Origin of the sequence: Lysinibacillus sp. K60 (assembly GCF_019731275.1) — a bacterium.
GTDB lineage: Bacteria > Bacillota > Bacilli > Bacillales_A > Planococcaceae > Lysinibacillus > Lysinibacillus capsici.
This window is the reverse complement of sequence record NZ_JAASJR010000002.1, coordinates 530,304-550,537: the sequence shown is the minus strand read 5'-3', so window position 1 is coordinate 550,537 and position 20,234 is coordinate 530,304. Positions and strand designations below refer to the sequence as shown.

The window sequence follows — 20,234 nt, the reverse complement described above, 5'->3', positions numbered from 1 at the left end:
TCTTCTTATACTTTGGCATCCATAGCCGTACGAAGGGCATCCCCAAACCAATTAAAAATAAGAACGGTTAATGAGATCATGATACCTGGTATAAACATAAGCGTTGGTTCACTCATTAAATAGGTTTTACTATCTTTAATCATCATGCCCCATTCTGCCATCGGTGCCGTAACACCTAACCCTAAAAACGACAGCTCCGAAATTAAAAGAATCGTTGAGCCAAGCCCGATTAGTTTTAACAAAAATATTTGTGGAAAGACAAACGGCAATATATGCCTCCTAATAATTTTTCGTTTCGGTACACCTGTCAGCCGTGCATATTGTACATAAGTGCTTTCTTTTAAAGAACGCACCATATTGCGAATAATACGCGCAAAACCTACCCACGACACAAAAATAATTGCCACAAACATATTTTTAATGCCGCCACCTAACGCACCTACAATGACAAGGGCAAAAATAAAATCAGGAATGGATAGAAGAACATCACAAATACGCATTAATACTAGATCAACCAGCCCACCGATATACCCCGCCAGACACCCTAAGATGATGCTAATGATTAAGGTAATGAATAGTACGCCAGAGGCTAGCAGCAGAGAGGTGCGTGTACCATACAATAAACGAGATAGCACACAGCGCCCTAGGTGATCTGTACCTAAGGGGTAATGCATAGAAAATCCTTGTAATTTATTGGCTATATCTGTTGTATAAGGATCATGAGGCGCTAACCAAGGAGCAAATAGAGCCATCACCACCAGCACGAGTACGAGCAAGCTACTGATGATGAGTGGCAGATTTTTTTTCATTATAGAGCGCCTCCTTTCAGCCTGACACGTGGATCAACAACCGCACAAAGTATATCTGCTATAAAATTGATGGTGATATATAATCCCCCAATGATGACAATAAAAGCTTGTAGTACAGCGTAGTCCCTTGCTAACATGGCCTCCACAATAAAGTGTCCCACGCCAGAAATGGCAAAAACATTCTCAATAATCGCTGCACCCCCTAATAGACCACCACAGGTCATGGCAAGGGATGTGATAAGTTGTGGTAAAATGCCTTTGAAAATATGTGTACGCAAAATAACCGTTTCTTTTACCCCTCTTGCACGGGCAAAGAGAACATGCGGTTTCTTCATTTCTTCTCTCATGCTTGATCGGATGAGCCTAATATAATAAGGTATAAATCCTAAAGCCAGTGTTATCGATGGTAAAATGACATGAGCAAAACTTCCCCACCCCATAAGTGGTAAGACGCCCCATTTCAAAGCCACTGTGTAAATGAAGAGAAAGGCAAGCCAAAAACTTGGCATAGAGGCGATTGTAAAGATAGCTGTACGTGTAAACCAATCGAGCCACCCACTGTTTTTACTTGCAGACCAAATGCCAATAGCAAAGCTAATGACAATAATTATGACCAATGCTGTTATTGCTAAAAGCAATGTTGTCTCAAATCGTTGAAACAGTTCTGTTGCCACGGCCTTTTTCGACACAAAGGATGTTCCGAAATCTAATTGCAATGCATGGCTGAGCCAATCAATATATTGTATCCATAATGGTTGATCGAGACCCATTTCTTCACGCATACTTGTCATGGCCTCTTCAGTAGCTGGAATTTGATTGATTGTAAAATATGCTTCAACAGGATCAACAGGAATGAAACGGATTAATCCAAAGGCGATGATGGTTATACCAAGCAATGCCAGTAACATACTGGCTAGCCGTTTAACAAAGAATGCAAACATTTTGATTATTTCACCTCATATTGATTGAGTGGCACTTCAAATTGCTGCATAGAAAACGATAAATTGGTTAGACGTTGATTGGCCACCAAATAATTTGTCCGATAAGATAATGGCATGAAAATCGCCTCTTCATGAATGGTTTGTAAAATAGCTTCATACAAACTACGTCTCTCTGATTCATCAGTTGAGCGAATCACTTTCGCAATATTCGCTGCTAATTGTTCTGATTGTGCCATGCCTTTTAACGCATAATAGCCAATTTGCTTTTCCCCCGTCATCATCCGTAAATACATATGGGGATCATAAGGTGCCCCCCACGTATCATTCATAATGACATTGAAATCACCTGTTTTACTTCGCGTTCGGAAAAGTTGATCTTCTTCTCCAATCAATTTGACATCTACGCCTAATTCACGCCATGCGCCCTGTAGATATTCAAAAATAGATTTATGCACTTGGTCATTACTGTTATACGGAATCGTTATGGTCAGTGCTTGACCGTCTTTGGATCGAAACGGAGCCCCTTCCTCGAAGATCCAGCCTGCTTTATCCAATAGTTGCTGGGCTTTTTCTAAATCATAGCTGTAAGACTCAAATGGAATATCACTATACGGAAATCCTGGAGCAAATAAAGACTTGGCCTCTTGCTCAATGCCATTTAATACATGTTCAATAATTGTTTGTCGATCAAAAGCATACTGCAAAGCAAGTCTGACATCTTTATCTTGCGTCACACCATAGTCTGAATTGAAAGATAGTATTCTAGTAGAGGAAGGTTCAGAAATTATCGTTTGATAGTGCGGATTTTTCTCCAAAGCTCGGAGTTCCTCAGGAGCTAATTGACCACTTCCGAAAATTAAATCAATATCTCCTTTTTCAAGTGCCATCATACGTGCTTGTGAATCAGGAATAATTTTGACGATGACCTTTTCTAGCTTAGGTCTCTCTCCCCAATAATGCTCATTACGTGAAAACTCAGCAAAATTGTCTTGCTTGTAATCAGTTAAAATCCAAGGACCTGTTCCAACTGCTTTTTCAATGCCATCTTTGGTTGACCCACTTGCTGGGAAGCCACTATCCCCTAACATACGTAATGGACGAATCAACGTTAACTCCTGTAAAAATGGATAATAAGGCTCTTTTAAATGAATCTTTAATTTCAGCTTATCTAAAACTTCTACCCGATCAATGATTGCCACCACTTCTAGCCAACTATGCGGTGCAATATTCTCCACTACGGTTTCGATATTACGTTTAACATTGTCTGCCGTAAGCTGAGAGCCGTCTGAATACAAGACATTGTCTCGTAATGTAAATATGTAGCTCTTACCGTCTTCGGACATTTCCCATGCTGTTGCTAATCCTGGCTCTATTTGCCCATCATTTCCATAGCGTACAAGCGGATCGTATAACATTGCCTGAGCAAACATTTCATTTGGCGCATACAAGTGTGGATTTACTTCTCCAATATCCTTGGGCCAAGAAATGGTTAAAACATGCTCATTTTCACCTTTTGCCTTTTCTTTTTTTGCCTTGTTATCCGAGTGTCCGCATGCCACAAGCATACATGCACTCACAATCAATAGAACTAGTAAACTCATTATTTTTTTCAATATACTTTCCCCTTTACCTAAACAGTAATGATTACTATTATCATTCAAAATCGAATTTTAAATGATTCATGACTTTTTGTAAAGTAGATATTCAAAAATAAATTTTATTAGCCACAAAAAACATAAAAAAACACCTCCTCTGTCCATGGAACAAAGGAAGTGCCTTCTGTCTTAATATAGTGCTATTTTTGTATGCAATAGCTCATGTAACTCATGCAATTTTTTAATTTCATAATGCGGTTCAATACCACTCGTATTTTCAATATTGCGGATGTTAAACCAGCATGTATCAATGCCTGACAGCAAGCCGCCTTTAATGTCTGATGTCAAAGAATCGCCGATTATAAGCGTTTTAGCTTTATCAAAATGCTCAATCCGCTCAAATACGTAATCAAAAAAGGCAGGCATTGGTTTTTGATAGCCCGTTTGCTCGGAGATAAAGATGCCTTTAAAATATTGTGCTAAATCGGCATCCACTAGTCGTTTATTCTGTGTCAATGTTACGCCATTTGATACGACATACAAATGATAGTGATCGGCTAGTTGAGCGATAACTTCATAAGCCCCTTCTACATAATGGTGTGCTTCCTGTAAGTATTTCTGGAATAGTGATTCAAAGTAGACGCCATCGACCTCCATCCCAAATTCCTTTAAAGCAACCGCAAATCTTGTATTATGTAGTGTATTTTTTGTCACTTCCCCACGCTCAAAAGCTCGCCACATCGATTCATTAATTTCTTTGTAGCGCGCAATCATCTCGGGCGTAGTGGCTATCTTTTCCTCTCTAAACATGCGGTCTAGTGCTGCATTTTCAGCTAAATCAAAATCTAGTAATGTATCATCTACGTCAAACAATAAGATCTCATATTTCGTCATGTTCATTCCCACTTTCTTTGATGCATTGTGACTATTTACTCTATATCATGATAACGTTTTTTATGAAAAATAACAGTAAAATGTCCTATGACAGAATATTAGAACATGTATGCGCTTTATACACATGCTTATCCGTAAATTGAAACGAGGGAACTTTTTCTATATTGGAAAAAAAGTTCGTCTAGCCATAAAATAGTCCGTTCTGCAATTTCATATTTGAAATTATCGTTGAATATGAGACAATAGATTGCTAGAAAGGAAGATGTACGAAAGATGACGACCTTACAAAAAATAACACCTGTCTATGATCCTTGGGAAGCCTATTTAGATGTAGAACAACATGGACAAATGACACTCTCAAATATTGAATTTACAACAACAACACTTTGTAATATGCGCTGCGCACACTGTGCAGTAGGCTATACATTACAAAATAAAGACCCTGAGGCATTACCAATTGAATTAATTCTAAAACGATTAGATGAAATACCCCATTTAAAAACGCTCAGCATTACTGGTGGAGAACCTATGATGAGTAAAAAGTCCGTCCAGAATTATGTGTTGCCACTTTTAAAATATGCGCATGAACGTGGTGTACGGACACAAATTAACTCCAACCTAACATTGGAACCAGCACGTTATTTACTGATTGCACCTTATCTTGATGTCCTTCATATTTCACATAACTGGGGAACAATCGATGAATTCGTCGAAACGGGCTTTGCAATGATGGAACGCAAACCAACATACGACCAACGTGCAGCCTTATTCCAACGCATGATTGATAACTCAAAAATGCTAGCTGAACATGGTGTAATGGTATCAGCAGAAACAATGTTAAACAAAAAAACTTTACCATACTTAGAACATATTCATCACCAAATCATCCATGAGATGAAATGTGCACGTCATGAGGTGCATCCAATGTATCCATCCGACTTTGCAAGTGCACTTACTTCTTTATCACTAGAGGAAACACGTGAAGCCATTCATCACCTGCTAGATATCCGTGATGACAATACATGGATGTTATTTGGTACACTACCATTCTACCCATGTAGCATGAACGAAGAGGATCAAAAGCTGTTACAACGTCTCCGTACTGAGAAGAATGTCACAATGCGTAATGACCCAGACGGTCGTTCACGATTGAATATCAATATCTTTACAGGCGATGTGATCGTTACCGACTTTGGTGACACACCAGCCCTCGGCAATATTGTACATGACGAACTACCATTGATCTTTGATAAATGGATGGCAACCGACTTGGCAAAATCGCTTAACTGCCATTGTCCAGCAGTCAAATGCTTAGGGCCAAATGTACTTGTAAAAAATATGTATTATCAAGATGCCGCGTTTGTGAGTGGCTCTGCTCGTGTATAAGTTCATCGATAAAGAGAGCAACTCCATGTTGAACAAAGACTGATCAACATGGAGTTGCTTTTACATATGGCGTTATAAATTGTAAGTTGGCCTTATCTGTTCTTTAATGCATCGTATATAATTGTTCGATCGTAAGTGAAGAATCCACCTCTTGATTTTTCTTGTCTTCGGAAATGATTTTCCCTTCATAAATCAATCCACCTGTACGTAAATCAACGATAGACAACCACTGTCCATCAGAAACACGATATACTAAATAAAATTTCCCCTCTGCTATACGTAAATATGGAGCATCTTTCTCATTCGCAATGCTTGAATATTGAAGGGTTAAGGGCTCTTCCCACTTTTTCTTTTCAATATGATAACGATTCAGCGTTAAACCATTGGCTGAATAAACAGGAATGTATATCGTTTCTTTATGAATCAGCATTGACTTCCGATAGGGTTTTAATTCTTCTGGCATAGTCCATTCCTCTGCTTCATTCTTGGCATTATTATAGAGATATATTTGACTAGAGATAACTTCTAGCTCAGTATCTTCTTTTCGATCACTGTATTTTTCTACCATATATAAATAATAATTTTCGTTTTGAGTAGTAGTATTGTATTCATTAAAAATACGGATACTGGAAGTGCCTCTTTCTTCTGACACTAACTCTGCAAGGATGGCGTCCTTTACTAATTCCTTCTTGTTCTCATCAATCGAATAGACATGCAACTCTTCCCTAGCTTTTATAAGATAGTTGGCTGATAAATAGTTTGTTGTTAAAATATTTATCTTTCCATCTCCTACGTAGACGTCATTCACATTAATCCAATCATAGCTAGCTTTGACTGGTATATCGATTTTAAAGGAAGAACTGTCATTTGTATTTTTATCAAGTGTATCAATTTGAAGCGTTACGACATTGCTAGCTTCTTTTCCGCCATCATCTAAAAACGTTGTGTAAATCAAACGTGATTTGTCTTCAAAATATTTTCTTGGATCAAATTCTTTCCCACGCATAAAATTACGGTGTTCCTCAATATATTTTCGAAGATTCATAGGTTCATTTGGGGCAATTAAATCGCCAAAAAAAGACTGATTATTGGGATTCGTGGAACCATCCTTTGATATGTACAACATATGATAAAGATCATTACTCTGATAACTTGTTTGAAGAATAAGATTTTCGATTTCTTCCTTATTTCCGCTGATCGTTTCAATTTTATAGGATCTGTCATTTTTCGAAGCCATTGCTGTTTTTTGGATATAGTAAGAACTGATAAACACCACGATGAAGAAACTAATACTGATTGTTTTCCAATATTTTTTCATTGTTATACCTCCTCTAGACCCTGATTTTATATTTTAATAAATGATTCGCAATCCAAATGGCACTGCCTAAAACGATCATGCTAGTTACCAGTACCATTAAGAAAATTTCAAGTGGGTAAAAGTAATTTGTATAAACATTAACTAATAGGATTGGAGCAAAAAATACCCCAAGTGACAGTAAGCCATAAAAAATAGCGTAAAAAATCCCTTTTAAACCATAACTTCGCTCAATTAAAATCGCGGTAAATATTACTGCCACGAAAAGTAACCCAAGTGCATAAACCAGGATAAACTCTGTAAAGCTAGTCGGATACAGCCACCTCCACATATTTAAAGTAGAACTAGTATAAATTGAGAAATTTGATTGGAGATCGATTGGTATAATCTTATTCACTATTTGTTTTTCCATCAAAATTAGCAAGATTTGCAAAGCAATCAAGCCAAGAACTAAAAGCATAATCGTCGTTAATTTCGCAAAATAAATGGCGATTCTTTCAGTTGGTAACATGAATAATCTGTAAATAAATGTATTTTTACCAAACCAATCTCGATACCAAATAAAGAAAACATAAATCATCAACATGGCGATACAAAAAAAGATTGGCAGCAGAAACCATTCTGAATCAGTGAATCGATCGAAAGAAAAAGTCCCGTATTGCTCCACATACTGGTTCCTGGATAACTGGTTTTCTGCCATCAACTGTTTAGCATTTTTCATATAGGTTTGTGAGATAATTCCCGCTCCTATAAGCTGGCTGAGCATGGTCAAGCCTATTAAAATCAAATACAATTTAAAAAATCGATTTACTTCAAAATTAACAAGTTTTAAATAGTTTTTCATGCTCGATATACCTCCCTCATCACATCAACCACTGATTTCCCTTCATTTTCACGTACTTCCTCCACGCTAAATTCTCTCAATACTGCACCGTCATCAATAAGGACTGCTTTATCAATCAAATGCTCAATATCACTAATTTCATGCGTTGTTATAATGACACCACGTTCTTCAATTAAATGGCTTGTAAACACCTCTGCAATCTGCTCACGAGAGAAAATATCAATGCCAGAGAATGGTTCATCCATCAGTAAATAATCGACATCCAGTGACAAACCCAGTAGCATATTCACTTTTGCTGTATTTCCTTTCGATAAGTTAGCAATTCGTTCATTCGGATCAAGTTTAAAAAATTGTCGTAATTCTTCTGCTCTCTGAGGATTCCAGCTTTTATAAAAATCAGCCATGAACGCACAAGCTTCACTGATTTTCATTTGTGGCAACATCGTTATTGTGTCTGGGATGAAGGTTATTTTTTCAAAGCTTTCTTTTGTGATTTTTTCTCCATCAATTAAAATTTCACCACTATTAATTGGTGTGAGCGCCATAATAGCTTTCATGATTGTCGTCTTACCTACACCATTTATTCCTATTAAACAAGTAATCTCCCCTTTTTCTGCAGTAAAAGAAAAGTCTTTTAAAACCTGTTTCCTGCCGTATTTCTTGTTAACATTATTTACTTCAATCATTTCGATTCCTCCGCTTCTCCGCTTTCGGCATCATGTTTTTTCTTTACGAGTTCCAACACTTCTGCTAACGGCACATCGATAGATTTAATAGAGCCTAAAAATAAGTCAACCGCTTCGATAATCAATTCCTCACGGACATTTTTAAGGACCGCTTCATCTTTTGTAATGCAGCTAGGCATATTCCCCTCTGTAAAAATCAATCCTTGTTCCTCCATTTCCTTATAAGCTCGTTGCGCAGTATTTGGGTTAATCTTTAACTGATTGGCTAATTCCCTTCTGGATGGGATCTCCTGACCGGGCTCATAAAACCCCTTGGCAATTTGTTCTTTCAAATGCCGAATAACTTGGACATACACCGGGTCCCGATTATTAAAATTTATAGTCAAATAACTCAACTCCTCAAAAAATTAATTTCGCGTATTAACCACTTAATACACAGTATGCATAATGATGGGTTGCCCCTATCAATAAACATGGACATATTTTTTTCTCGCTAACACCTCTGCGTATTAAGTACTTAATACACTGTCGTTAAAAAAATGTATTAAACAGTTAATACACTTCTTGCAATGTATTATATGCTTAATACACATTTTAAGTCAACCATATTTATGGAAATAACTATCAATAATTAAAATCACAACCAGTTGGACAAGTAGCATGTACAATCTGGGATGCAAATATGCTTTTCTTCAAACAGACGAGTGTTTTTTTCTTCTCAATAATCATGCTAATTGTTAACTGGTTAGGAATGTATGTTTTCTTTAGCACAAAAAAATAAATTTTATGCTCACAAGAGGTATAAGAAATTATAGTTGAGCTATACTATTAAAGATTTCACTTCAAATCCAATGACTAGGAGGGTTAACCCGATGAGTGCGATTGATCGATAACTCAGAAGGACCATCAAAACTGAATAAGCTAAAGTACAGATTTCTTAGGAATATCTTAAGATCCTATGCGGAAGCGAGGCAGTGTGTCATGGAGCAGAAAATGTAAGTGGTAATCAGACCCGGAAATAAATTTCCGGGTTTTTCTAATTGTAAAGCCGTTATTCTAAATACATAAAAGCCATATTCAGATGAATATGGCTTTCCCCTTATCTAATTAATTCCTTTGCTAGGAATCTATAGGTATTTAAACGACTTTCTAATTCATATTGATTGCAATTTAGCATTACTTCATCAAAGCCATAGCGTTCTTGCTCAGCACTTAAAAAAGAAGCAATGTCTTGGGGTGTCCCGACAAGATTCGCCTTGCGATTATTGTCAATCGTCAATTTATCCATTTCAGTTAATGGATAATCCTTCGCTTCTTCGGGTGACATTGTTTGAATGATTTGCCCTTTCATTAATTGAAGACGAGAAATATCAATCGGTTTAGCTAAATATTCCGCTTCTTCTAAGGTGGGGGCAACTGTTGCTGCATATGTCACAATGATTTGTGGTTTATCCATATAATAAGAAGGCGTAAAATAGGCTTTATAGGCATCAAAGATATCCTTTGATATATTGCCCGTGAAAAATTGTGCATACGAATAGCCTACTCCCAGCTGGCCAGCCTGCATGGCACTCTGACCACTAGAACCTAGTAACCAAGCCTCTGGTAATGAAATATGAGCAGGAGCTGCAACGACTTGATCATAGACATGTTCACCTGTTTTTTGATTATTCATTAGTTTTAATATGATTTCTAGCTTATCGTACTGTTCCGTGAAGCGTTGTCGTCTTCCCTCTGCCAATGCATAGATAGCGGCATGATCACCACCAGGAGCTCTCCCCACACCAAAATCAATACGATTGGGTGCCAGCCCCGATAATGTTTTAAAGACCTCTGCTAGCTTATAGGGTGAATAATGCATCATCATGACGCCACCCGTACCAATGCGAAGCCGCTGTGTTTTAGCAGCTAAAAAAGCAGCAGTTACTTCAGGAGCTGAACTCGCCAATGACTGACTATTATGATGTTCAGCAAGCCACATACGGTGATAGCCAAGCTCTTCACCTAGCAATGCCAGCTGTTCTGTACGTTGGAAGGCCTCTTCTGCAGAATGACCTTTTGGAATCGGCATTTGATCTAAAATACTTAATCTCATGTAAAACATCCTCTCTGTCTCTAGCTCCCCCTTTTACTGTAATACAGTTTGGATGATTTACAAAATAAAAAACCTTACTCATAAGCTAGTTGTTTCTTTTCCCAAGTGTGATAGACCATGCCAACAAGCTTTTGCTGTTGTTGCTGGTTTAATACGACATCTTTAAATTTCATTGCCTCTAGGGAAAATTGCTGCGTTTGTTCGTTCACGACAAATTGGAGAATAGCATGTCCTTTTTCGTCTTGAAACGTAATATCACCTGACAATTCTACAACTTGCTCCCCAGTTTTCGCTTCATAATAGCGCCAGTAAGGTTCAAAAAAAGCGTAATTAAACGCATTTCGAACTGTGACATCTGAAAAATTCTCCAAATAGCCTTCCTTTACAGTATCAATATACTCATGATCTGTTATATCTTTTTTTGCATTAAAGACATACCCTACAAGTACTCCCATAAACACAACACAGAGAAATACACGTATATGATTTCCTAAACTCATGTCATCACGTCCCCTTTACGTAAAAACACCATCAACTACATAATACATCAAAATAATGACTCCAAGTAGAATTTTTTTGTGTTATGTAGAAATTATCGTCATTTCCTATCGGATCACTTCATTTATTTCTATTAAAAAATAGCAGCTAGAGTATTTACAGCCTATCCTCAGTTCGCTACTATCAGATTATTATGATAGAAAAGAGATGACCTTTTGTGCCTTTTGATTTAGATGTAAATATTTTATTAATTTTAATCCTCTTCGGTTTTTTAGCAGCCTTTATTGATTCAGTGGTTGGAGGAGGTGGGCTTATCTCATTACCAGCTCTTATGTTCGTTGGTCTTCCTCCCTCTGCTGCAGTAGCAACCAATAAATTGGCAGGTACAATGGGTTCCCTTACTAGCACAGTGACATTTTATCGCTCTGGTAAACTAGATATAAAAGCCGTCTATAAGCTTTTCCCCTTCGTCTTTTTTGGCTCTATGCTGGGTGCTTGGATTGTCCACTTAATGGACCCAAGTGTACTGAAGCCATTAATGCTGATTATGCTTGCAGCCGTTGCTATCTATACCATCTTTAAAAAAGACTGGGGCAGTATGACCACCTATAAACAATTAACCCCAAAGCGTTCTATTATTTTTGTTTTTGTGATTACACTTATTGGCTTTTATGATGGCTTTTTAGGTCCTGGGACAGGCTCGTTTCTACTCTTTGCTTTTCTCCTAGTTGGCTTTGATTTTTTACAATCAGCAGGAAACGCCAAATTTTTAAATTTCGGCAGTAATGTAGCTGCCCTCCTTATGTTTATATACTTAGGACAAATAAATTATGCCTACGGACTACCTATGGGTCTTGCGCAAATTGCAGGAGCTATTGTTGGTTCAAAATTTGCCATTAAACGCGGCAGTGGCTATGTACGTAAATTATTTATCGTTGTGACCATTCTATTACTCTTGAAAAATACATATGACTATTTTTCATGATCAGCCGTTATACTAACGTATGCCAATACTATAGAAGGATCAAACTTATCTCAATTGGGGTAAGTTTTTTTCATGGCATCAACTTTTTCCCTCTCCTCGTACGTCTAGTAAATGTATACAATTTGACAATGTTAAAAAAGGAGCTTCTTTGGACATGAGAACAAGAAATGCATTTCAACATGAAGAGGTGTTTGTCCAATTCATTCGAGAACAAAAAGAGCGTTTTTATTTGCTCGCGTATAGCTATACAAAAAATGAACAGGACGCACTAGATGTTGTACAAGACAGTATCCAAAAAGCCATGCTTTCATTAGATCGACTTGAAAATGTGACCTATATGAAAAGCTGGTTTTATAAAATAGTTGTCCGTACAGCCATAGATTTTTTACGTAAGCATAAACGCTTACAAGTGACAGATGATGATACATTACAATATTTAACACCTGCTCAAGAGGATGTTTATGAGAATGTTGACTTGGAGCATGCGTTGGATGAACTCCCGCAAATGTATCGAGAGGTTGTCATTCTCCATTATTTCGAGGATTTAAAACTCGCTGACGTGGCGAACATCCTCGACATTAAGTTGAGTACAGCCAAATCGCGTCTTTATAAAGCATTAAAACTATTGAAAATCCAATTGGAAGATGTGAAGGGAGAAACTGCACATGGATAAAAAATTACAGGAGTTAGAAAAACAATATATGAAAGTCCCGATTCCAAAAGAGCTAGACTTCGTGGTTGAAAAAGCACTTAAGCAAGGTCAAAAAAAGAAAAAAAATCGTACACCTCAATGGGTCCTTGGATCAGCCGCTGCAGCCATGCTGTTTACTGCTGGTTTAAATGTAAGTCCTGCAATGGCACGCACACTCTCAGAAATTCCCGTGGTTGGGAGTGTGATAAAAGTATTGACTTGGACAGAATATGAAGTGGCTGAAGATACTTATGATGCCAATATTAAAGTACCTTCTATTGAAAACTTAGAAAATCAAGATCTGGCGAATACATTAAATGAAAAATATCGTGCAGAAGGTAAGACACTTTACGATAAATTTATGGCAGAAGTGGGCGATTTAAAATTAAATGGCGGTGGTCATTTAGGTATTGATAGTGGCTACGAAATCAAAACTGATAACGAACAAATTTTGTCGATTGGCCGTTATGTAGTGAATACCGTTGCTTCTTCTTCAACGGTGATGGAATACGATACGATCGATAAAGAAAACGAAATTTTAATTACTTTACCAATGCTCTTTAAAGATCAGCACTATATTGAAACAATTAGTGAAAATATTAAAGAACAAATGCGTACACAAATAGCTGAATCGAATCAAGATAAAGTTTACTGGGTAAAGGGTGCTGGCCTTGCCGATGAAGAGTTAATGGAGGAATTTACAGCCATTAAACCTGATCAGCAATTCTACATTTCTGATAAAGGCAAGCTTGTGATTTCCTTTGATAAATATGAAGTGGCACCTGGCTATATGGGCGTTGTAGAGTTTGAAATCCCAACAGATGTCTTAAAAGAAGATCTTGTAAGCACAAAATATATTCATTAATTTAGCTTACTTTTCCTATGACGAGGTATTGGATGATGGTGTCATCCAATACCTCATTTTTTTCATGAAACCATACCATTTTCTGCTTATAAAGCCGACTTTTTTTGTCAAAGCTAATATGTATCAATCTATGTTAGAGGGTTTTCAACATGAAAAGTGTAGGATCAATCAGTATTTTACATGTCATCTTCCTATCAATGACTGTTATTGGCTTAAAAAATCATGTAACCATTATTCCTCCGCTACTAGATGTGGCCAAAAGAGATGGCTGGCTGTCAGTATTGTTTGCTGGGGGAATTGTTTTCTTTTGGCTATTTTTATTAGTATATATTCAATCAAAATCTAATCAGGAGCCCATCCGAGATTGGCTTGATTCAAAAATCGGGAAAATTGGCTCTACTATTGTAATTTATACAGTTGCTATTTTTTTAATGATTATCGCAGCTTTTACAATGATTGAAACACTGCAATGGGTTAATACTACATTTTTACCTCAAACACCTGTGATCATCTTATTATTTATCTATACCATTCTGTGTATTCTTCTTGTGGCGACTAGCTTACAGACAATTGTCATTTTAAACGTTTTTGTATTATTCGGTGTAGTTATCTTCGGCTTTTTCGTTGCCTTTACGAACATGCAGGTGAAAGATTATGAATTATTGCGTCCATTTTTTGAACATGGATTCCAGCCTGTATTGCGAGGCATGATTTTCCCTGCATCCGGGTTTATTGAGCTTTTAATGTTGCTATTTTTACAGCATCAATTTAAGGAACGTATTCGCTGGTACCATTTTGCTATTATGCTGGCCATTTTAGTAGGACTGACATTAGGACCATTAATTGGGGCCATTACAGAATTTGGACCGAATGAAGCAGCTAAGCAACGCTACCCTGCCTACGAGGAATGGGGATTAGTGACAATCGGTCGCTATATCGAGCATCTTGACTTTTTCTCCATTTATCAATGGCTGACAGGAACCTTTATTCGAGTTAGTTTCCTTTTGTACATTGTGGCAGATTTATTGAAGATGACAGGAGATCCGAAGCGTATATGGCAAATGCTTGCTCCTCCCTTCTTTATTCTTTGTTTACCATTAATTATGCTAAATGAAAGCCTATTTTTAAAAGTAAAAGGACATTATATTCTTACAGCCACTTTTATTTTTTTCTTTTTACTCTCAATATTTTTCGTAGTCGTAGCTTTCTTGTCGGATAAATCTTCTAAAAAGGGGAAAACTGAAAAACAAGATATGAAAAGTGGTGAATCATAATGCCTCAGCAAGAACAGGCGCTAGATCTTAGTACGCTCAGAAAATTATTTCAAAAATCGGCAGATATTCAATTTCAGGAATATATGTTTAATCAGCAGAAAGTACACTTTATTACGTGTGATGCTATGATTGATCAACAAATGCTTAATGAAGTGATTATTCAACGTATTCAGTATTTATATGATCATTTGGATGAGGTCCCCTTTGAAGAGAATATCGCAAGGCATCTTCATGTTCCAAGTATTCAAAAAGTACAAGACAAGGAACAGCTGATAACTTTTGTCTATAGTGGCTTCTTGTTGTTGTATTTTGATGAAGGCAATCTTTTATATGCAAGCAATATTGCCCACAAGCCGAATCGCCAGCCTGAAGAAACACGCATGGAGGTTCTTGTTAAAGGGCCCAGAGATAATTTCATTGAAGATATACGCGTCAATATCGCACTAGTAAGAAAACGCTTGCCGACCAACTCATTTTGTGTGGAAAAAGTGGAGCTTGGGAAGCGATCAAAAACTACGGTAGCCATTCTTTATTTTGATGATATTGTGGATATGGATATTTTACATGGAATCAAAAAGCAGCTTGCTGCCGTTGATACAGATATTGTATTTAGTGGCGATTTATTGATGGAACGGGTCAATAAAAATTCCAAGCTTTTTCCGAAGTTTGATTATACAGGACGACCTGATTATGCGGTACAGGCCTTAGCAAGAGGACGTTTTATTATTTTTGTAGATGGTGTCGCCTATGCCATCATTACCCCTGTCAATTTGTTTCTCTTACTAAAATCAGCTGAGGACAATGAATATCCTATTATTTTCAGTTCACTCGAACGATTATTGAGAATATTTGGTATTTTAATCGGATTACTACTTCCTGCATTCTGGCTAGCCTTGACAACCTATCACCAAAACCAATTGCCGCTCCAACTACTCGCAACCGTTGTGCAAGCGAAGGCGGGCTTACCGCTCCCCTCTTCGCTTGAAATGTTGCTGATGTTGCTGATGTTTGAATTGTTTCGTGAAGCAGGCTTGCGTCTCCCTTCCGTTATCGGTGGGACCATCAGTGTTGTAGGTGGATTAATTATCGGGGATGCAGCCATTCGAGCAGGTGTAACCAGTCCTGAAATGATCGTTGTCATCGCTATTTCTACCATTGCCTCCTTTACATTAGTGAATCAGTCGCTTGTAACTTCTGTTAGCATATTACGCGTTGCCTTTATCTTTGCTAGTGCCTTTTTCGGATTATTTGGCTTCTTTGTTTCTTTATACCTAACACTGCTTTACGTAAGTAATATTCGAATTTACGGCTACTCTTACATGAACCTGGCAACAGATCTAAATTGGGCAACCATTAAAAAATCCATCTTTCGATTATCACCTAAGGGCTATACAGAACGTAACAAAGCACTTGCTCCACAGGATTATACACGAACTTCAAAAGGACATGAAAACAAGGATTCTCCAAATAAAAACAAATAGCATCCCTATCGATTGTGAAGGGATGCTATCTTTATTTGCTCAACGATTTTGGACTCTTTTTGTTATAACGTCCAGTACACTTTCCCAATGACCTTTCATTTCTTCTCGTACTGTCTGATCAGAAAGATGTTCCTGATGAAAGCTAATGGTTGTTTTATTACGATCTTTTGGTAAAATACGGATTTGTACAGTAGATGGTTTTGACCACTCTTCCTTTTGCCAAGTTAATCGAAGCTGCTCTAACGGTTTAACAATCCTGATTTCGCCTGACCCTGTCTTTGAATGGTATTTATGCCCAGGCTCAAATATAACTGAAGTGCCTTCACCTAGCCATGTACGTACCCCTTCTGTTGTCGTGAGCAATGCCCATGCTTGCTCCTGGGAAATTGGAAACGTCCTTCTAACCCCGATTTGAAAACCTACACTTTTCGTTTGACCGATGATTCTATCGTTACCCATTGCTTCACCTCTATTTTATGACCTTTATAGTGAACTGTAGTTCTATTCGATAAACTTGCTAAACATTCCTTCTATGTATTCAGAAATAAATGTTCCATTATCCATATCAATAATTTGACCTGATACCCTTTGATTATTCGATGGTATTACCTTTCAATGGATTCCCTCTTTCTACATAAACCTTTATTATGCATATTAGTGTGCTTTAGATACAACATGAGCAGTACAAGTAATAAGAGAAGCAACTAAAAAAGGGAAATTGTTTAAAAAAACAATCTCCCTTTCCTTCATTTACGTCAATTCCACAAAATCTTTCTGAACGCTTTGTTCTGTTTGTCCCTTGCGAAATTGAATATGATGAAGCTTTGCAAAAATCCCATTTTGTGCCACTAGCTCATCATAGGTGCCATCCTCTTCAATGCCCTTCGGTGTCACAACTAATACACGATCAGCATTGCGAATAGTTGCCAGTCGATGGGCAATAACTAGTGTTGTACGATTTTCAGCAAGCTCTGTTAACGATTGCTGAATAATCATTTCTGTTTCTGTATCTAAGGCAGAGGTTGCCTCGTCTAAAATCAAGATAGGCGGGTTCTTTAGGAACATACGAGCAATCGCGAGTCGTTGCTTTTGTCCACCTGATAATTTTAAGCCACGTTCACCTATTTGTGTATCATAGCCATCGGGCAGCTCTGCAATAAATGCCTCTAGATGGGCTTTTTTCGCTGCCTCTCGAATTTCCGCTTCACTTGCATCTAATTTTCCATAGGCAATGTTTTCACGAATCGTACCTGTAAATAAAAAGACGTCCTGCTGTACGATACCGATTTGAGCACGTAATGAAGCTTGTGTCATATTACGTATATCGATACCATCAATCGTAATAGCGCCCTTTGTCACCTCATAAAATCGAGGAATCAATGAGCAGATTGTAGTTTTGCCAGCACCCGAAGGACCTACAAAGGCAATAGTTTGGCCAGCTTTTACATCAAATGATATATCATGTAAAACCTGTTTGGATGCATCATAATTAAAATGAACATGATTGAAGGCAATATTTCCATCTAAATGTTTAATAACCTTTGCATCCTCACGATCTTGAATTTCTGGCTCCTGTTCAATTAATTCACGGAAACGCTTAAAGCCAGCCATTCCTTTCGGATAAAGCTCTAATAAAGCACTAATTTTATCAATTGGTTTAATCAGAACATTCGTATATAAAACAAAGCTCACTAGCTCCCCATAAGATAATTTCCCATTAAAGCTTAGCCAAGCGCCGACCACTAACACCATTAATGTAAGGAGGCGCGTCATCATGTAAATACTGGAGTGTGTCCCTGCCATAATTTTATAGGCATATAATTTAGCCGTACGGAAAAATCCATTTTGCTCCTTAAAGCGTTTAATTTCAAATTCTTCATTTGTAAAGGATTTCACAACACGGACACCGGACACACTATCCTCTACACGTCCGTTCACATCAGCAATTTTGCCATACATCGTTTTCCAAGCATTGTTCATTTTTATATTACTAAATGTCACAAGCCATGTTAAAAATGGCACCATAATGGCTGCAATCAAAGCGAGTGTTGGATTCACATTAAACATAATGGCAAAGGCCCCAACAAAGGTCATGATCGCAATAAAGAGATCCTCTGGTCCATGATGGGCAAACTCACCTATATCAAACAAATCATTGGTAATGCGACTCATAATATGACCTGTTTTCGTATTATCAAAGAATCGGAATGATTGCCTTTGTACATGCGTAAATAATTCCTGACGCATATCCGTTTCGATATTTATGCCTAGTTTATGTCCTAAATAGTTAACGATAAAGTTCAATAATGTACTAATGGCATAAACAAGCAGTAATAGGACACTTATTTTCACGATCATGCCCCAATCTCCTGTTGGCAATAACTCATCGATAAACCATTGAACAGCCAATGGAAACGCAAGCTCTAAGATTGCTACAATAATGGCACTCGAAAAATCGATGACAAACAATCGTTTATGTGGCTTGTAGTAGGAAAAAAATTTTCTATACATGTTTGTCTCCTCTCTAAGTTGTAAAAATTTTGCCTATCTTTTTATAGTACCATTTGTGCAAACGTAACGGAAAAGTATTTTTTCTCCATAGCAGTATATTTTTATTTACTTTTATATTGTTGCATGTTACTATGTTAGTAAGAATTGAATAGCTTTTGACTTTATTGTCAAAGGGGAGTAGCTAGCAGATGCGATCGAAGCATCTGATTCACATTCGTCATTACATGGTATATTACCATCGGGTGTGATGGCATTTCTTGTCACACAGAAAACTTTCTGTGCAACGAACAGTTAATTGCTTAGCAAGACCTTTGCCTATTTTTTAGGCAGGGGTCTTTTTCTTTTGCTTAAAATAGGGAAAGAATAAGTTAGCAAGCCATTCATTTCTGTTCAACAATTAAAGGAGGCAATAAATTTGGAGGCAATATTTTTAGAATACGCATGGGTACTTGTCGTATTAATTGTACTAGAAGGTTTGTTAGCAGCAGACAACGCCGTCGTAATGGCTGTTATGGTTAAGCATTTACCAAAGGCACAACAACAAAAAGCTTTATTGTATGGATTAGTGGGAGCATTTGTTTTCCGTTTTGCCGCATTATTCCTTATTACAACGCTCGTTAATTTCTGGCAAATTCAAGCAATAGGTGCAGCTTATCTACTGTTTATGTCTATTAAGCATATTTATGATTCGCGGAAAGCATCCCAAAACTCCGAAGAAATTCAAGAGCCGAAAAAACAATCTGGCTTCTGGATGACGGTTGTAAAAGTAGAACTTGCTGATATCGCATTTGCTGTGGATTCTATTCTTGCAGCGGTTGCCATTGCTGTCACACTTCCACATATCGGTGATTTTGATATTGGCGGGATTAACGCAGGTCAGTTCGCAGTGATGTTCTTAGGTGGTATTATTGGTGTCATCATGATGCGTTTCGCAGCTCGTTGGTTTGTAAAGGTTCTCGACAAATTCCCATCACTTGAAACAGCTGCTTTCCTAATTGTCGGCTGGGTTGGTGTAAAATTAGCTGTATTAACATTAGCACATGAAAAATTGGGTGTGATTCCACACGAATTCCCCCACTCCACTATTTGGAAAGCTATTTTCTGGATTGTCTTAATTGCTATCGCATTAGGTGGCTACCTAATCGGTGTGAAAAATCAAAAGAAACAAGAACAATAATAATGAAAAAATCGCTTCGATTACGATCGAGGCGATTTTTTTTATTTTCTTAAAAGTATAAAAGAAGAGATTTTCTAATTGAGAACGAATATCAATTAACTTTTGCATGAATTGCTTTAAAAATTAAATTTTTTGTATGTTACTGCCTCAACACTGTATACTAATAAAGAAGTCATTTACTGCAAAA

General features: G+C 37.4%; 19 protein-coding genes. 7 read left to right on the top strand and 12 right to left on the bottom strand.

The window, feature by feature from the left end; all coding sequences use genetic code 11:
• Positions 1 to 5: 5 nt before the first annotated feature.
• From HCH28_RS06500 to HCH28_RS06485, 4 genes are all read right to left on the bottom strand, one after another.
• Positions 6 to 809, bottom strand: coding sequence for an ABC transporter permease (locus tag HCH28_RS06500; RefSeq protein ID WP_221680283.1), 804 nt, complete (start codon positions 807 to 809; stop codon positions 6 to 8).
• On the bottom strand, positions 809 to 1,750 hold the full coding sequence (locus HCH28_RS06495) for an ABC transporter permease (RefSeq protein ID WP_004230709.1): 942 nt from the start codon (positions 1,748 to 1,750) through the stop codon (positions 809 to 811). The genes HCH28_RS06500 and HCH28_RS06495 overlap by 1 nt, the downstream gene beginning before the upstream one ends.
• Positions 1,751 to 1,755: 5 nt before the next feature.
• On the bottom strand, positions 1,756 to 3,363 hold the full coding sequence (gene nikA, locus HCH28_RS06490) for a nickel ABC transporter substrate-binding protein (protein ID WP_221680282.1): 1,608 nt from the start codon (positions 3,361 to 3,363) through the stop codon (positions 1,756 to 1,758).
• 171 nt (positions 3,364 to 3,534) lie between these two features.
• Entirely contained in the window at positions 3,535 to 4,239 is a 705-nt protein-coding gene (locus HCH28_RS06485; RefSeq protein WP_221680281.1) for a YjjG family noncanonical pyrimidine nucleotidase, read from the bottom strand.
• 273 nt (positions 4,240 to 4,512) lie between these two features.
• On the opposite strand from HCH28_RS06485, the gene yfkAB reads away from it, so the two are divergent.
• On the top strand, positions 4,513 to 5,625 hold the full coding sequence (gene yfkAB, locus HCH28_RS06480; protein ID WP_221680280.1) for a radical SAM/CxCxxxxC motif protein YfkAB: 1,113 nt from the start codon (positions 4,513 to 4,515) through the stop codon (positions 5,623 to 5,625).
• A 103-nt stretch (positions 5,626 to 5,728) separates the two neighbouring features.
• Here yfkAB and HCH28_RS06475 read toward each other — a convergent pair whose 3' ends face one another.
• The 6 genes from HCH28_RS06475 to HCH28_RS06450 form a co-directional block, all read right to left on the bottom strand.
• A complete protein-coding gene (locus HCH28_RS06475; protein ID WP_221680279.1) occupies positions 5,729 to 6,943 on the bottom strand; it encodes a hypothetical protein in 1,215 nt (404 codons plus the stop codon).
• A gap of 13 nt (positions 6,944 to 6,956) precedes the next feature.
• A complete protein-coding gene (locus HCH28_RS06470; protein WP_221680278.1) occupies positions 6,957 to 7,784 on the bottom strand; it encodes a hypothetical protein in 828 nt (275 codons plus the stop codon).
• Positions 7,781 to 8,470, bottom strand: coding sequence for an ABC transporter ATP-binding protein (locus HCH28_RS06465; RefSeq protein ID WP_221680277.1), 690 nt, complete (start codon positions 8,468 to 8,470; stop codon positions 7,781 to 7,783). The genes HCH28_RS06470 and HCH28_RS06465 overlap by 4 nt, the downstream gene beginning before the upstream one ends.
• Complete coding sequence (locus HCH28_RS06460) at positions 8,467 to 8,856, bottom strand: GntR family transcriptional regulator (RefSeq protein ID WP_004230719.1); 390 nt, start codon at positions 8,854 to 8,856, stop codon at positions 8,467 to 8,469. Before HCH28_RS06460 ends, HCH28_RS06465 begins: the two co-directional genes overlap by 4 nt.
• A 713-nt stretch (positions 8,857 to 9,569) precedes the next feature.
• Positions 9,570 to 10,565 carry an LLM class flavin-dependent oxidoreductase gene (locus HCH28_RS06455; RefSeq protein ID WP_221680276.1) on the bottom strand — a complete coding sequence of 332 codons (996 nt, stop codon included), beginning with the start codon at positions 10,563 to 10,565 and terminating at the stop codon, positions 9,570 to 9,572.
• A gap of 74 nt (positions 10,566 to 10,639) precedes the next feature.
• Positions 10,640 to 11,065, bottom strand: coding sequence for a hypothetical protein (locus HCH28_RS06450; RefSeq protein ID WP_036077327.1), 426 nt, complete (start codon positions 11,063 to 11,065; stop codon positions 10,640 to 10,642).
• 215 nt (positions 11,066 to 11,280) lie between these two features.
• Here HCH28_RS06450 and HCH28_RS06445 point away from each other — a divergent pair, with 215 nt between their 5' ends.
• The 5 genes from HCH28_RS06445 (at position 11,281) to HCH28_RS06425 (ending at position 16,359) form a co-directional block, all read left to right on the top strand.
• Positions 11,281 to 12,048 carry a sulfite exporter TauE/SafE family protein gene (locus HCH28_RS06445; protein WP_221680275.1) on the top strand — a complete coding sequence of 256 codons (768 nt, stop codon included), beginning with the start codon at positions 11,281 to 11,283 and terminating at the stop codon, positions 12,046 to 12,048.
• Positions 12,049 to 12,202: 154 nt separating this feature from the next.
• Positions 12,203 to 12,721 carry an RNA polymerase sigma factor SigV gene (locus HCH28_RS06440; RefSeq protein WP_004230723.1) on the top strand — a complete coding sequence of 173 codons (519 nt, stop codon included), beginning with the start codon at positions 12,203 to 12,205 and terminating at the stop codon, positions 12,719 to 12,721.
• Positions 12,714 to 13,604: an anti-sigma-V factor RsiV gene (rsiV, locus tag HCH28_RS06435; protein WP_221680274.1), complete on the top strand. Its 891-nt coding sequence runs from the start codon at positions 12,714 to 12,716 to the stop codon at positions 13,602 to 13,604. Before HCH28_RS06440 ends, rsiV begins: the two co-directional genes overlap by 8 nt.
• 149 nt (positions 13,605 to 13,753) lie before the next feature.
• Positions 13,754 to 14,878 (top strand): GerAB/ArcD/ProY family transporter, encoded by a 1,125-nt coding sequence (locus tag HCH28_RS06430; RefSeq protein WP_221680273.1) that lies wholly within the window; start codon positions 13,754 to 13,756, stop codon positions 14,876 to 14,878.
• Complete coding sequence (locus HCH28_RS06425) at positions 14,878 to 16,359, top strand: spore germination protein (protein WP_221680272.1); 1,482 nt, start codon at positions 14,878 to 14,880, stop codon at positions 16,357 to 16,359. The genes HCH28_RS06430 and HCH28_RS06425 overlap by 1 nt, the downstream gene beginning before the upstream one ends.
• Positions 16,360 to 16,398: 39 nt before the next feature.
• On the opposite strand, the gene HCH28_RS06420 is transcribed toward HCH28_RS06425, so the two are convergent.
• Both HCH28_RS06420 and HCH28_RS06415 read right to left on the bottom strand, forming a co-directional pair.
• Positions 16,399 to 16,818, bottom strand: a complete 420-nt coding sequence (locus HCH28_RS06420) for an SRPBCC family protein (protein WP_221680271.1) — start codon at positions 16,816 to 16,818, stop codon at positions 16,399 to 16,401.
• Between the two features lie 291 nt (positions 16,819 to 17,109).
• Complete coding sequence (locus HCH28_RS06415) at positions 17,110 to 18,870, bottom strand: ABC transporter ATP-binding protein (RefSeq protein ID WP_221680270.1); 1,761 nt, start codon at positions 18,868 to 18,870, stop codon at positions 17,110 to 17,112.
• Between the two features lie 415 nt (positions 18,871 to 19,285).
• On the opposite strand from HCH28_RS06415, the gene HCH28_RS06410 reads away from it, so the two are divergent.
• Complete coding sequence (locus tag HCH28_RS06410; RefSeq protein WP_004230735.1) at positions 19,286 to 20,047, top strand: TerC family protein; 762 nt, start codon at positions 19,286 to 19,288, stop codon at positions 20,045 to 20,047.
• The last annotated feature ends 187 nt before the right edge of the window (positions 20,048 to 20,234 follow it).

What these genes read in the sequence shown, in the direction of transcription:
- HCH28_RS06500 (WP_221680283.1), bottom strand. Translation starts at nt 809, where the DNA reads ATGAAAAAAAATCTGCCACTCATCATCAGTAGCTTGCTCGTACTCGTG.
- HCH28_RS06495 (WP_004230709.1), bottom strand. Translation starts at nt 1,750, where the DNA reads ATGTTTGCATTCTTTGTTAAACGGCTAGCCAGTATGTTACTGGCATTG.
- HCH28_RS06485 (WP_221680281.1), bottom strand. Translation starts at nt 4,239, where the DNA reads ATGACGAAATATGAGATCTTATTGTTTGACGTAGATGATACATTACTA.
- yfkAB (WP_221680280.1), top strand. Translation starts at nt 4,513, where the DNA reads ATGACGACCTTACAAAAAATAACACCTGTCTATGATCCTTGGGAAGCC.
- HCH28_RS06475 (WP_221680279.1), bottom strand. Translation starts at nt 6,943, where the DNA reads ATGAAAAAATATTGGAAAACAATCAGTATTAGTTTCTTCATCGTGGTG.
- HCH28_RS06470 (WP_221680278.1), bottom strand. Translation starts at nt 7,784, where the DNA reads ATGAAAAACTATTTAAAACTTGTTAATTTTGAAGTAAATCGATTTTTT.
- HCH28_RS06465 (WP_221680277.1), bottom strand. Translation starts at nt 8,470, where the DNA reads ATGATTGAAGTAAATAATGTTAACAAGAAATACGGCAGGAAACAGGTT.
- HCH28_RS06455 (WP_221680276.1), bottom strand. Translation starts at nt 10,565, where the DNA reads ATGAGATTAAGTATTTTAGATCAAATGCCGATTCCAAAAGGTCATTCT.
- HCH28_RS06450 (WP_036077327.1), bottom strand. Translation starts at nt 11,065, where the DNA reads ATGAGTTTAGGAAATCATATACGTGTATTTCTCTGTGTTGTGTTTATG.
- HCH28_RS06440 (WP_004230723.1), top strand. Translation starts at nt 12,203, where the DNA reads ATGAGAACAAGAAATGCATTTCAACATGAAGAGGTGTTTGTCCAATTC.
- rsiV (WP_221680274.1), top strand. Translation starts at nt 12,714, where the DNA reads ATGGATAAAAAATTACAGGAGTTAGAAAAACAATATATGAAAGTCCCG.
- HCH28_RS06430 (WP_221680273.1), top strand. Translation starts at nt 13,754, where the DNA reads ATGAAAAGTGTAGGATCAATCAGTATTTTACATGTCATCTTCCTATCA.
- HCH28_RS06425 (WP_221680272.1), top strand. Translation starts at nt 14,878, where the DNA reads ATGCCTCAGCAAGAACAGGCGCTAGATCTTAGTACGCTCAGAAAATTA.
- HCH28_RS06420 (WP_221680271.1), bottom strand. Translation starts at nt 16,818, where the DNA reads ATGGGTAACGATAGAATCATCGGTCAAACGAAAAGTGTAGGTTTTCAA.
- HCH28_RS06415 (WP_221680270.1), bottom strand. Translation starts at nt 18,870, where the DNA reads ATGTATAGAAAATTTTTTTCCTACTACAAGCCACATAAACGATTGTTT.